A 13,213-nucleotide genomic window follows, 5' to 3' on the forward strand; every position below is an offset into this window, starting at 1 on the left:
CGTGCGTATGCGCGGTGAGTATACGGGCGGTTTAACAACGGGTGTTCGTTTACCGCTTAAAAATTATGGAGGAAAAGTTATGAAAAAACTTGCAACTATGGCCATTGTCCTCGTGTCGGCCGTATGCGTGTTTGCCGCCGGAGGTAAAGATTCCGCCGCGGCTTCAAAGGTCAAGTACACGGCGAAGGGAAGCTATCCTGTTGTATCCGAACCTATTACCGTAAATATTATGGTGCCGCAGCCGCCCTGTGTTGAAGACTTTAACACAAACGAATTTTCCAAATTCATGGAACAAAAAACGGGCGTTAAAGTAAATTGGATTATGGTTCCCGAACAGGCTGCAAAAGAAAAACTCGCCTTAACCTTGGCAAGCGGCGATTTACCCGACGCTTTTTTCGGCTTTGAACGTGTTTTAGGCTTTGCGGAAGAAACAACATACGGTGCCGAAGAAAAGCTTTTTATGCCTTTAAATAAATTCTATTCGGACGGAACCCTGCCCAACCTGAACAAAGCCTTGCAGGATTTCCCCGGTGCAATGGGCTTTATGACTATGACCGACGGCAACATCTATTCTTTGCCCCGTTTGGAAGTATGTTACCACTGTACAAATGCCGCCAAGATGTTTGTCTACAAGCCCTTCCTCGACAAGCTCGGTTTGGAAGTTCCCGAAACAACCGAAGATTTTTACAAGGTTCTGGTTGCCATGCGTGATAAGGATCCGAACGGCAACGGCAAAAAAGACGAGATTCCCTTGGCAGGTTCAATCATCGGATGGAACGATCAGGTAGAACGCTTTTTGATGAACTCCTTTATTTACTGCGACCTCGATACGAATACCGGTGCCGGCGCCGAAGGCAATGTAGGATATATGATGAACGGTAAAAAAGTGGACACAGCCGTAAATAAAGCCGCTTACCGCGAAGCTCTTAAATACATCAATAGACTGTATAAAGAAGGCCTTATTTACAACGGCTCTTTTACACAGGATTCAAGTCAGCTTACCCAGCTGGTTGAAAGCGCCGCCCAGCCGGTTGTCGGTTTTGTAACCGGCGGATGGAGAGGTCAATTTTCTTCGTTAAGCGGCGAGCGCTTTTTACACTTCCAGGCCATCGCGCCTTTAAAAGGCCCCAAAGGCGTACGCGAAGCGGTTAACTTTTTACCCACTCCGGGAACGGGCGCCCTCGTATTGTCCGCCAAAACACCCTATGCCGAAGCCATTTTGCGCTATTTCGACTATATGTACAGCACCGAAGGAACGCTTAAGCAAAAATACGGAAACGAAGGCGATGCATGGGCATGGGCTTCCGCCTCCGATGTCGGTTTGGACGGCAAAAAGGCCATTTGGAAACAGCTTAAGCCTTGGAACGATAAGGATCCGCAAAACGTAACCTTTATCGAAGGTCATACTATCGGAGAAACCTCCGCTTTCCGCTTGGGACAAGCAGCCGATTTGACCGGCGATTACTATGCACCGAAAAATCTCGAAAAGGTATTGTACGACGAAACTCACAATCTGTACAAACCCTATGCAAACGTAAAGAACGAAGTTCCGCCGCTCAAATACACCGCCGAAGAAAACGAAAAGTTTTCGACCGTTAAACAGGAATTGGCAAACTATATCCGCCAAAGCGCCGTTAAGTTTATGGTCGGCACCCTCGACGTAAACAGCGACAAAGAATGGGACGCCTATCTTAAAAACCTCGATAAGCTGCGCTTGCAGGACGTTCTTGCCAATATGCAGGCCGCCTACGACCGCCAGTATAAGTAGGCCCAAGTTTAGCGCACAAATAGTGCGCTAAACTTGCACGACGAGTTTTTAAGCGGCACGAATGTGCCGCTTAAAAACATCGCAGACTTGAACGTGTCGGGGCAAAAAGTTGAAACTTTTTGCACATTATGCAAACTTGCAGCTTAAATATGGCCGCTCTCTGTGCAGAATTTAAAACAGACTGTTTTACGTGCGGCGTTCATGTCGGAATTGTGAAAATTGACTTCCGCTGTTCCTACGGAACAGCGGGAATGGCGGGTACAGGGGCGCGGTGCTATGGTCGTAGCATATAAATATACTGTGGTGTGCGACGGGGTTTCGCGCCCGCAAAATAATCTGCACAAGTGAGGGCGTGCGCGCCCGAACGCGGAAGCCTTTTTGCGGGTCGAGTTCACGTCGCACACATTCAGTATTGTTTATACAACCTTTTGCACCCGCCCCGATGTACCCGCCGATTATCGGTATTTTGGAGATAAACACATGGCCGAACATAAGGCGTGGAATTGGGATAAAGCCGACGCTGGCAGCTGGAAAGAGCCGGCACAAATTGCCCACTATTTGGCCGCGCGGTGGAAACGCAAAGGATATTCACGCCTTTTTGATTTGGGCTGCGGCTTGGGGCGGCATTCGCTCTTTTTTGCGCAGCAAGGTTTTACCGTTGACGCCTTTGACCTTTCGGCTTCGGCCCTTGAGCCGCTGCGCGCCGAGTCGGCGGATAAACAGCTGAATATCAGCGTCCGTTCCGGCGATATGATTTCGCTTCCGTACAAAGACGATTCGTTCGACTGTCTTTTTGCCTATCACGTTATTTCGCATACGGACACGGCGGGCATAAAAAAAATACTCGGCGAAATAAAACGGACAGTTAAAAGCGGGGGAGAACTGTATGTAACCTTATGCTCTAAAAATGCATGGAGTTATAAAGAAGCCGGTTTTCCCGTTTTAGACGAAAATACCGTTATAAAGGTTGAAGACGGCCCGGAAAACGGCATTCCCCATTTTTTTGCCGACGCCGAAAGCATTTCCGCACTTTTTGAAGGTATAAAAATTATAGACTTGCAGCATACGCAGGACATGATTGTAAACGGAAAAGAATACGGCTCATGGCATTACTTTATACTCGGCGAAAATCGAAAATAAAGCGGAACATATCTCCTATTTTTGTGTAGGACGCGTTTTTTTTGTTTTACAGCTTTTCAACTTCAGATTGGGAAAGACCTGTTATTTCCATAATAAAATCAGTATCACAATTTTTTAGCTTCATGAGTTTGGCTGTTTCAAGAGCTTTTTGATAAGAACCTTGAACAATACCCTCACTTCTGCCTTGTGCTATGCCTGTTTGAATTCCTTCCTGTATTCCTGCTCTTCGTGCGTCCATTTCAAATGATTTTAATAACATGTACTCCCTCCGTTTTTCTTCGTTTTCTTTGGTTTCATTTACCCGCTTTTCAAGCTGCTTAGTAAATGCCGTTTCCGGCGGTTGTCCGTTCATGTATGATAAAAAGGCTTTGAGGTTTTCTTCAGCTTTCTCCGAGGCGGTGCTGTTTACTATGATTTTTGTTGTTCCGTCGTCAAAGGTTTGCCCCGTTTCTTTGCACGAGGGGTTTATCGTATATACGGGTAATCCTTCTTGTAAGTAATCAAAGGTACATAAAAATATAATAAAGGTATCGGGTAAATCGTTGTAGTCGCCGCCTTTGTTTATTGCACTGTTATCGATAGCGCATTGATAATATCTCATACGCTCAGGCAACGGGCAAATTCCGCCACGGAGGGCGGTGCCCCTTAAACAAAAGCGATGTTTTGCGGAACGCAAAACTCGGTGTTTTCTGCTGGACACGGATGTCTGGCAGAAAACGGCATTTCAACGTCGTAGAGCTTGCCGTCTTCGTCCTCAATCATAATATCGAGACGCACCCCTTTTACTTCATTTACTGACATAAAACACTTTACCGGCATACTAAGGTTCTATAAGTGAGCAATTCCTGAGAATTGCGAACCTAAACCTGTTTGTATGAGAGTTTGCCTGCCGGCAAACTCTCATTAAAGTGGGCGGCGCTATTTGAGCCGCCCACTTTAAACAATTTGAGCAGCATTGTCAACAGTTCTTTGCACAAGATAGGGTCTTCCATTACGGTGCAAAACATGAAGTCATCTGCAATAGTTAAATTATCAAAACTTTTGCGCATTTTACACCTCCCTTATACACAGTATAACACGAAAGGAGCGATTCGGCAATTGTTTAAAAACGGGACATCCTGTCCCGTTTTTATGCCGATTAAAGCATTTTGACCGTTTTCAGTGTACTTTTATTTAAAATATTGATATAATCATCTTCGTGGTAAAAGCTCCGTTTTTCGGTAAAAAACAACATACGTGCTTTTTCTCATTGTATACCGTTGCGGCGGTGATTATTTTTGTACTCCTTGCCGCCCTTATCGAATACGCTGTGCTGTATCGTTCAATCCGCTCTAAAAAAAATGCCTATCAAAATGCCGTTATGCAGGCGGGCGACAGGCTCAATTTTACCATGCGCGAAATGCAGCGTTTGTCGCACATGCTTATGATAAACGCCGATGTGCAGGGCTTTGTAACGCAGGGAACGGTTGAACAAGGCTCGCCGGACATACAAAAAATCATAGATGCCCAGCGGCAGCTGTCCTATGTAAAACCGGTTCACCCGGTTATCGAAGACATATTCGTCTATTCCAAAACAAGCGATTATCTTTTGGAAGCGGACAACGCCTTTTTCGATATAGATGCGATGTACAGCTCTCTTTTTGAATTTAAAGATTTGAACAGCGGTCAGTGGCGCTCCGAGTATTTGCGCCCCGTCTATATGAATAAGTGGATGGCTGAAACCTCCATTACGACAAACGGGGTGAGCCGCAATGTACTCATCTTTTCTCAAACCTTCCCCCTGCAAAATTCGAGCGCCAATACGGGTAAGCTTATGATGCTTTTAAAATCAAGCCATTTCGATTCCGTTATCGAGCCTCTTTTTATATATCCGAAAACGCAGGTTTTTATTGCCGATTCTCAAAAACAGGTTCTCTTTATGCGTACTCCGAAAGACGCTTCATATGCGCAGTCCGTTATGGAAAGCGATTTTTTTGACCGAACCGAAACGGATTCTTTTGCTTCATTTACACACAAAATAAACGGAAAAAAATATCTTGCCTTTGTACGGCCCCTAAAAGCGTCAAATACCTTTTGTATCGTCCTTGTTCCCCTTGCCGATATGCTGAAAGCCGTTGAAGTCCGGCGCTTTGTCCTTCCTCCGCTTATACTTGTGCTGCTTTTTGTCTGCGCATTTTATTTTGTAAAGCGTCCGGCCGGCCGGCTGCGTTTTATGCCTCAACGGGAAGGTTCTTTTTTACAACACGGCGAAGAATCGTTTAAGCCTGTGCAGGATACGGAACCTGAAGCATGCACGGTGCAGGAAGCCGACTCTAAAACGGTCGGCCGCATCTTGTCTTACATTGAAGATAATTACGCCAATCCGCTTTTAAACCTTTCGCAAATGGCCGAGGACTTTAGCATAAAAGAAAACTTTTTGTATTATTTTTTCCGCAGCCGCATTCATAAAAGCTTTGCCCAATATCTTGAAGATTTCCGCCTCGAAAAAGCAAAAAGCATTATAGAAGCCGATATAAAAGAGCCCGTACACACGCTTGCCGAAAAATGCGGCTATGCCAATTCGCAAACCTTCCGCCGCGCATTCAAAAAAAAGTACGGCCTTACGCCCTCCGAATTCAAACAAAGGGTGTTTGCAGAGAGCGGCGAACTGTGATATACTCGCTTTCGAGGTTATTATGTCATTAAAAAACATACGCAATATCGGAATTATCGCCCACATCGACGCGGGCAAAACCACTACCACCGAACGGATTTTATACTATACCGGAAAGATTCACCGTATAGGAGAGATAGACGACGGCGCCGCTACTATGGACTGGATGACGCAGGAACAGGAGCGCGGCATTACTATTCAGAGTGCCGCAACCACCACCTATTGGCGCGACCGCCAAATCAACATTATCGACACGCCCGGCCACGTGGATTTTACCGCCGAAGTCGAGCGTTCCCTCCGCGTCCTTGACGGGGCGGTTGCCGTTATCTGTGCCGTAGGCGGCGTTCAGCCCCAAACCGAAACCGTATGGCGTCAAGCCGACGAATACCGCGTACCGCGCCTGTGCTTTGTCAATAAAATGGACAGAACCGGTGCCGACTTTTTTGCCGCAATGGAAGACGTACGGCAAAAGTTCGGCGCAAAACCGCTGGCCCTCCAGCTTCCCGTCGGCTCGGAAAGCAATTTTGAAGGCGTTATCGATTTACTGCGCATGAAAGAATACCGCTTTGACCCTGCCGATGAAGGTGAAACGGTTATCGAAAGCGATATAGCCGCCGAACGCCTTGAAGAAGCAAAACGCTGGCGCGAAAAAATCATCGATGAAACCTCTTCATACAACGACGAAATCGCCGAATTGTTTTTGTCGGGCGAAGAAGTTCCCCTCGAACTTTTACAAAAAGAAATCAGGCGCGGCACTGTCGAGCGCTTTTTTATACCCTTTTTATGCGGTTCGGCCCGCAAAAACTGCGCCGTTCAGCCGCTTATAGACGCAATAGTCGATTATCTTCCCGCTCCGGACGAAGTTCCCCCCGCCGTCGGTACTCAGGTAAAAAAACAGGAGCGTATCGAAATTCCCTGCTGCGAGTCGGGAACTTTAAGCGCCCTTGTATTTAAAATTCAATACGACCGTGAAGCCGGAAGCCTGTGCTATGCGCGCATTTATTCGGGAAAAATCAAAACGGGCGAGCAGGTTTTTAACGTCGGCAAAAAAAAGCGCGAACGCGTAAACCGCATTTTGCGCATGCACTCGAATAAAAGCGAAGCTTTGGACAGCATAGGTGCGGGCGATATAGCAGTCCTTATCGGCTTAAAGCTTGCCCAAACCGGCGATACGCTCGGAAACGAGGGCGCTCCCGTCCTTCTCGAAAACGTGAGCTTTCCTCAGCCGGTTATTTCGGTTGCCTTGGAACCCGAAACCCTGTCCGACCGCGATAAGTTAAAAGAAACCCTCGACATTTTATCCAAAGAGGACCCGACCTTTACCTTCCGCGAAGATGCGGAAACCGGCCAGCTTCTTATTTCCGGCATGGGAGAGCTGCACCTTGAAGTCCTTGTTACGCGCATGAAAGAAGACTTTAAAGTGGCCGCCCGCGTGGGGAACCCCCAAGTTACCTACCGCGAATCGGTGGGCTGCGAAATGTCTCACAGCGAAGTGTATTCAAAAGTATTGGGCGGAAAAGAGCAAACGGCCGGCATTACCCTCCGTGTCGCCCCCGCTTCCGAATCGGATGCGGCAGGACAGAATTCTTCGGAAGATAATACCTATATCTGTACCGCAAATACGGACGGCATCCCCGAAGAAATCGTCGAAGCCGTCAAAAACGGCATATGCAACTCTTTCGGCGCGGGCATACGTTACGGTTATCCCTGTACGGGTATATGCGTTACCGTAACAGGACTCGACTACAATGAGCTTACTTCAACACCCTTTGCCTTTGAAGCATGCGCCGCCTCCGCCTTTGAAGCCGCCTGCGAAAAAGCCGACCCGCAGGTATTGGAGCCGGTTATGAATGTCGATATCGTCTGTCCGAAAGAATTTGTCGGAGATGCAATGAGCCTTCTTACCCAAAGGGGCGGCCTTATTCAAAGCTTGGAATCCAAACCTTCTGCGGAAATCGTCCACGCCCAAGCGCCCATGGAAAAGATGTTCGGCTTTTCGACGGGCTTACGCTCGGTAACGCAGGGCAGGGCGTCTTTCAGTATGGAATTCTGCCGCTTTCAGGTAAAGGCGGGCGGTTTGGGTTATTAGGGATAATCGGGGCCGCCGAGCTTGAAAACTGCGGGCGGTTTGGGTTATTAGCTGCGCGGTCAGTCAATCCGTACGCCGCTAAGCTCTGCGGTGCATAAAAAAAGGACTGTTCCTAAACCGACGTTTTAGAACAGTCCTCTTATGCGGGAGACCGGACTTGAACCGGCACAGCTCGCGCCACCAGCACCTCAAGCTGGCGTGTCTACCAATTCCACCACCCCCGCGGGTGTGCTGCATTATAACGCAACGGAAATTACTATATCAAAAACGGGATTTTCTGTCAATCCCGTTTAAGGTTGATTTTATGAATATGATTATGCCGTCTTTTTTCCTTTTTGCAGTTTATGCCTGTGTAAATGTATGGCTTCCGCTTTTTTTGCGAAATATGAATTATTCGGTTACGCAGGTAGGCCTTTTGCTTTCGATATTTGAAGTATTCGGTATGATTATTCCCTTTTTTACGGGAAACATTCCGGCAAAAAACGGAAAATACGGCTTGTTTTTGTGCGTCAGCGGTCTTATCCTCGCTCTGATTCCGCTTCCTCTTTTTTCGATACCGCTTTTCGGCATTACCGCCCTGTGTTTAGGCCTTTATGCCGCCTGTATTAAGGGAGCCATCCCCGTTTCCGACAGCTTTATCCATGCCCTGCTCGGTACCCGAAGCGAAGTGTACGGCCGTATCCGCGCGGTAGGTTCTCTCGGTTTTGTATGCGCCAATCTGGTTATGCAAGCCTTTATCCGCATAGACAGTATAAATACCCTTGAAACGATTTTATGGATGAGCGTTCCGGCTTTTATTTTTGCCTTGTCGCTCGTTTTTATTCCCGGTCTTATGACACCCCTCATACAGGAAGTCACGCGCTTTTCTTCGGAAACTTCCAAAGACGCTTGCGGGCCTTTCGGCAAAGACAAAAGCGTATTTGCCCGTTTTTCACCGCAGTATTGGCTTGTACTCGCCTTAATTTTTTTAACCGTATTCGGGCAAATCCCCTTCGGCCGCTTTTTTTCCATGTATGTAAAAGAATATCTTCACAGCGATGCCGCAGGTATTTTGTGGGTTATCAGTGCAATGAGCGAAATTCCCCTTATGTTTTTTTCGAGCCGCTTTATACGGTACCGGGGACCGATCCCCCTCTTAATTTTGTCCGCCGCGGTTACCTCGGTGCGGAACCTCATCTATGTTCTTTTTCCTTCCGTCGCAGGAGCCGCCTGCGCCCAGCTGTGCAACAGTATTACCTTCGGCCTCTTTCATCCGGCGGCCGTTATGTTTGCCGCCCGCGAAGTCCGCCGCGCCGAAGATACCGTATTAAGCCAGCTTTTGTATTCGGTCGGCACCATAGGCATTGCAAGCGTTTTGGCAAGCGCCCTCGGCGGCTTTGTTATCGATCGTTTCGGCTATCCCTTTTTGTTTATCTCGTATTCGGCCTTTCCCCTCGCGGGTATTCTCCTGTTCGTTATTTTTAATAAAAGAACCAAGCCGGCGGCATAAAAGAACGGATAGGGAGCCCGATAGAGAAGGGGGAGCGGCCCTATCCGCTTGCAGCTCCCCCTCGCTTCAGCTGCGCTTTAAGCTCCCTTTTCGCGCATCTTCCGCTGCCCCCTCGCTCCGGACAGGAATTCCGAGGCAAGCTGCTTTGCCCTCTCTTCGTTTTCGGGACGCACATATAAGTACCAGATATACGGACTGTAATCGCGATTTATAACTTGGCGCATATTGATTTTTGCCCCGCAGCCGCAGGGAACTTCGGTTTGTACCCAGCTTGAACCGTATGTAATGCCGTTTTTTTTAAGCAGCTTTTTCAGTGTCTTAAATTCCGCGTAATTCCGGCTTTGATAAATTTCAACCTTTTTTCCGAATAAAATCATAGTTACCTCATAAGAATTATAGCACGGTTTGTTTATTCGCGCCATGATATTTTTTTGTATGTGGAGGGATGAAAAATGAATCAAAGTAAATGAACTATTTGAAGTATTTGTTTTAATCTTTGACAAAAAACGATTGTTGTAATACAATGGAGTAAGAGGTATTATATATGACTACAATTTCCGCAAAAATTGATCATACGGATAAAGACATGTTTGAACGAATTTGCAATTCAATGGGATTAAATATTTCAGCTGCAATAAATGCCTTTGTAAAGGCGACCATCAGAGAAAACGGTATGCCCTTTGCTCTCAAAGCTCAAGATGATCCCTACATTTATTCCGAACAAAATATGAAATTCTTAAAACAAAGCATCTCACAAATTGAAAGCGGCAAGGGGCGGGTTCACGAACTCAAGGAGACTGTATAGAGATATACATAGTTCAGTGCGGTACCCATTATCAGCAGTAATTACGTTATTCCGGAGTGTTCATATTTATTCCCATCTGTTTTTCAAAATATATTACTAACTCTTCTAAGCTATTAATTAAATGCTGCCTATGTAGTTCTTGCGGATCATAAGATATATTTTTTTTATCTTTTAGGTATAAGCCAAGTAAAAGTTTTAAATTTCCATAATCTCTATATCGGCATCTAACAACTCTAAATCGTTTTCTATGTCTACTTTCGTATGCCTTGCGATATTTTCGAAATTGAACATCTTGATTTTCTCAAATATTGATTCGAATTCAGGTTCGCTTCTATTATAGGTATACCCTCCATGTGCCAATTCTATAGGATGTACGTATTTTCCTTGTTCAATCTCAATAAAAACATTTTCGATCAATGATCTGAATTCTTCTTTATCTAAATCAGACCATTTTTCTATTAGTTTAAATAAATTAGTAAGAACTTTTTTATTGTTTTGCTTCCTACTAATGGCAGCTTTTTCTGCTTCGTAGTTATTGATTAACCATTGTTTATTGTATATCCTTCAAAAATTAATTTTTCCCAAGATGAGAACAAAGGAATATAATCAAAACTGGCAAAAAAGGAAAAAGTTCTATGTTCTTCTGTTTTTTGAGTTTCTATATATTTTTTTGTATGAACTATTATGCTTAAGGTATATTGAAAGAATATCGGAAACAGGATCCCCTTTATGTATTTCTTCAAGATTTTTCTGTATATATAATATGAGGAATATTTCATAAATCTTTTTTTGATCAGTATCTTCGAGATGTTGACCCAGCACAACAATAAATAAATGTAAATTATATAAAGCTTGCCAAACAGTTCTGAGATTTATACAGTTAAGTGTTTTAATAATTTCTGTTGTCTTATTTACAAAGAAATCTTTGTTTTTAAATTCCGGTTTATTCACAAAAAATCTAATAGCATTATCAATATCCGGTTCTATTTCGAATTCAATACCTATGGCTTTTTCTTTTATTTGCAAATATTCCTGCTTCTTTTGGAAATTTTCTTCAGATATTTTTTCCTCATTTCCGATAAAAATTACTTTTGTCTTTGAATTTGTAATTATTTCAGAAAAATAACCGAATATCTTACACGGCTCTAATAGTGCTCGTTCAAAATCATCTACTACAATAAGTCTTTTCGCTATATTTTTTATTTTTCTTCCTCTTATTGATGATAATCCCCCCAAAGTTAAACTCATATCATTTTTTCCGTCTTGATTAAAATCAATATTTGTTCCGAATTTTAGGGCAGAACGAATAACTGTACTTGCTATTCTCATCTCATTCGAGGACAAGATAGGATGAATTGCCTGATAAATTTTTATATCAATAATCATCAAAAGAACTGACTCCAAATAAACTGATACTAATAATGTGATGTTCATATATATTGGAATCATTGCGAGGATTATTCTTTTTATATTTATTCAATAAATTGTTCACAATATTCTTGTACATGTTCATTTATCCTTTCCCCTCTACAATATTTATATCTATTTTACGATTTGTGCCCCCAAACATACTTTTACTATATATACGGGGCCGGATATAAGTGAGTATATCTATTCTTTCCCTAAAAATGACTTAAATCTGTTTTTTGCCGGCTTGAGCGTTGTAATATCGCTGAATTTATTGGGTGTTGCTGTTCCGGTAGAAAGATTAACCATTTTAGGGCGGCCGTCATCACCGTAATGAATACCCATATTAATGACCATGCTTTAATAACGGGCTTTTCATCGACCTTTATATAAACCGCTAAGTTAATCGATATGTTATCATTGCCTTTACTTTTGGTTCTGACCAGAGGCGGATTATTGCCCCGGTATTTTTTGTGGACTGTCAATACTCCTGTTTCGGAAACGCTCAGACACTTGTCCGAGTCATTATCGATGTTATATAAAAACTATAGAATCTATCGAGCAGTATACTTATTATGACTTAGGCATTACCGATTCTGTAATTTTACTCATGGCAAAAAATTGTGATGTGCTTATTTCGGGTGATAGCCGCTTGTGTGATTACGCCCGCTCTATGGATATTCCTCTTTTAGATTTTAAAGGTATTATAAATCAACATCCTCATTTTAAGATAAAATGATACATCTCCCCCCGAATTTCGCCCTTGCACTTTCCCGGCGCACACAGTATACTATGTAAATGCCGAATGTATTGAACCGCAGCGAACCTCTTGCCGAAACAAAACGCCTTAAACTTATCCGTCTTGCCGGTATTATCGCCCTTGCAGGAAATTTGCTTTTATGTTCCGCCAAGCTCTGTGTCGGTTTTATAAGCGGAAGCCTTGCCGTTTTAGCCGACGGTTTGGATTCGGCAGGAGATGTCGCCATTGCCTGTATGACGCTGATTATCAGCGTCGTTATATCGCGCCCATGTGATAAAGATCATCCTTGGGGACACGGACGGGCCGAAACAACCGCTACGATGGCCTTATCCTTTATTATTTTTTTTGCCGGTTCCCAATTAAGCATTTCCGCGGCAAAAACTCTGTACCGAATTTTCTTTTTCGGATACGAAACGCCGATACCCGCTTTACCTGCCGTAATTGTTACCTGCGTGTCTATTGCGGGAAAAATAGCGCTTTCATATTCTCAGCGCATTATCGGTAAAAAGGCCGACAGTGCCATTATATCGGCAAATGCCCAAAATATGCTTTCCGACGTGATTATTTCATCTTCCGTTTTATTCGGCATCGGATGCGCCGTCTTTTTTAAACAGCCGGTTTTGGATCCCCTTGTCGCTTTTTTGGTCGGTTTATGGATTATAAAAAATGCCGTGTTTTTATTTAAAGAAATCAATATTGAATTGATGGACGGCAATACCGATGAAGAACTCTATCGCAAGCTCTTTGAAGCAATCCGCTCGGTCGACGGCGTTACCAATCCTCACCGAGCCCGCATACGAAAAATCGCTTCCTGTTGGGATATAGATTTGGATATAGAAGTGCCGCCCGACATGAGCGTGCGTGAAGCTCATGAAAAAGCCGAAGCCGTATCCGCGGCCGTGAAAAAAAACATTCCCGGTATTTACGACATTGTGATTCATGTTGAACCTGCAGGCCTTATATGCGAATACGAAGAAGAAGGTTTCGGGTTGTGCGAAGCCGATGTATACCGCAAAAAATACTGAGTTTGCAGCACAAAAAATCAAGTACCGAAAATCTTGCAGTGAAGCGCGTATTGTGTTATGATAACAAAGTAATATTC

The 13,213-nt window shown here is 44.3% G+C and carries 13 protein-coding genes and 1 tRNA gene; 7 read left to right on the forward strand and 7 right to left on the reverse strand.

The features are described from left to right. Positions 1–79: 79 nt before the first annotated feature. Both V1L52_RS04940 and V1L52_RS04945 read left to right on the forward strand, forming a co-directional pair. Positions 80–1,768 (forward strand): ABC transporter substrate-binding protein, encoded by a 1,689-nt coding sequence (locus V1L52_RS04940; protein WP_428771209.1) that lies wholly within the window; start codon positions 80–82, stop codon positions 1,766–1,768. A 480-nt stretch (positions 1,769–2,248) separates the two neighbouring features. Further along, entirely contained in the window at positions 2,249–2,908 is a 660-nt protein-coding gene (locus tag V1L52_RS04945) for a class I SAM-dependent methyltransferase (protein WP_428771211.1), read from the forward strand. Positions 2,909–2,954: 46 nt separating this feature from the next. Here V1L52_RS04945 and V1L52_RS04950 read toward each other — a convergent pair whose 3' ends face one another. From V1L52_RS04950 to V1L52_RS04960, 3 genes are read right to left on the reverse strand one after another with little or no spacing between them, the layout of a single operon-like run. Beyond that, the gene (locus V1L52_RS04950; protein ID WP_428771213.1) at positions 2,955–3,509 is read right to left on the reverse strand and encodes an Rpn family recombination-promoting nuclease/putative transposase; all 555 of its coding nucleotides are present in this window, start codon (positions 3,507–3,509) and stop codon (positions 2,955–2,957) included. A 44-nt stretch (positions 3,510–3,553) separates the two neighbouring features. Continuing rightward, a complete protein-coding gene (locus V1L52_RS04955; protein WP_428771215.1) occupies positions 3,554–3,709 on the reverse strand; it encodes a hypothetical protein in 156 nt (51 codons plus the stop codon). Between the two features lie 59 nt (positions 3,710–3,768). After that, positions 3,769–3,957 (reverse strand): hypothetical protein, encoded by a 189-nt coding sequence (locus tag V1L52_RS04960; RefSeq protein ID WP_428771217.1) that lies wholly within the window; start codon positions 3,955–3,957, stop codon positions 3,769–3,771. A 149-nt stretch (positions 3,958–4,106) separates the two neighbouring features. Between V1L52_RS04960 and V1L52_RS04965 the strand changes: the two genes are divergently transcribed. Both V1L52_RS04965 and fusA read left to right on the forward strand, forming a co-directional pair. Next, complete coding sequence (locus V1L52_RS04965; protein ID WP_428771219.1) at positions 4,107–5,561, forward strand: AraC family transcriptional regulator; 1,455 nt, start codon at positions 4,107–4,109, stop codon at positions 5,559–5,561. Between the two features lie 22 nt (positions 5,562–5,583). After that, positions 5,584–7,650 (forward strand): elongation factor G, encoded by a 2,067-nt coding sequence (gene fusA / locus V1L52_RS04970; RefSeq protein WP_428771221.1) that lies wholly within the window; start codon positions 5,584–5,586, stop codon positions 7,648–7,650. 142 nt (positions 7,651–7,792) lie between these two features. Here the strand turns inward: fusA and V1L52_RS04975 are convergent. Then, a tRNA-Leu gene (locus V1L52_RS04975) sits at positions 7,793–7,874 on the reverse strand. Positions 7,875–7,954: 80 nt separating this feature from the next. Between V1L52_RS04975 and V1L52_RS04980 the strand changes: the two genes are divergently transcribed. Beyond that, positions 7,955–9,139, forward strand: coding sequence for an MFS transporter (locus V1L52_RS04980; RefSeq protein WP_428771223.1), 1,185 nt, complete (start codon positions 7,955–7,957; stop codon positions 9,137–9,139). Between the two features lie 77 nt (positions 9,140–9,216). Here the strand turns inward: V1L52_RS04980 and V1L52_RS04985 are convergent, their stop codons facing one another. Further along, positions 9,217–9,516: a hypothetical protein gene (locus tag V1L52_RS04985; protein WP_428771225.1), complete on the reverse strand. Its 300-nt coding sequence runs from the start codon at positions 9,514–9,516 to the stop codon at positions 9,217–9,219. A gap of 167 nt (positions 9,517–9,683) precedes the next feature. Here V1L52_RS04985 and V1L52_RS04990 point away from each other — a divergent pair, with 167 nt between their 5' ends. Beyond that, positions 9,684–9,944 (forward strand): type II toxin-antitoxin system RelB/DinJ family antitoxin, encoded by a 261-nt coding sequence (locus V1L52_RS04990; protein WP_428771227.1) that lies wholly within the window; start codon positions 9,684–9,686, stop codon positions 9,942–9,944. 633 nt (positions 9,945–10,577) lie between these two features. Here V1L52_RS04990 and V1L52_RS04995 read toward each other — a convergent pair. Together V1L52_RS04995 and V1L52_RS05000 are read right to left on the reverse strand one after the other, a co-directional pair. Further along, positions 10,578–11,378, reverse strand: a complete 801-nt coding sequence (locus V1L52_RS04995) for a hypothetical protein (protein ID WP_428771229.1) — start codon at positions 11,376–11,378, stop codon at positions 10,578–10,580. A gap of 177 nt (positions 11,379–11,555) precedes the next feature. Further along, positions 11,556–11,708 (reverse strand): hypothetical protein, encoded by a 153-nt coding sequence (locus tag V1L52_RS05000; RefSeq protein WP_428771231.1) that lies wholly within the window; start codon positions 11,706–11,708, stop codon positions 11,556–11,558. Positions 11,709–12,149: 441 nt separating this feature from the next. Here V1L52_RS05000 and V1L52_RS05005 point away from each other — a divergent pair, with 441 nt between their 5' ends. Continuing rightward, positions 12,150–13,136: a cation diffusion facilitator family transporter gene (locus V1L52_RS05005; protein ID WP_428771233.1), complete on the forward strand. Its 987-nt coding sequence runs from the start codon at positions 12,150–12,152 to the stop codon at positions 13,134–13,136. Positions 13,137–13,213: the final 77 nt, after the last annotated feature.

Source organism: Treponema sp. HNW (assembly GCF_050320395.1).
Taxonomy (GTDB): domain Bacteria; phylum Spirochaetota; class Spirochaetia; order Treponematales; family Treponemataceae; genus Treponema_C.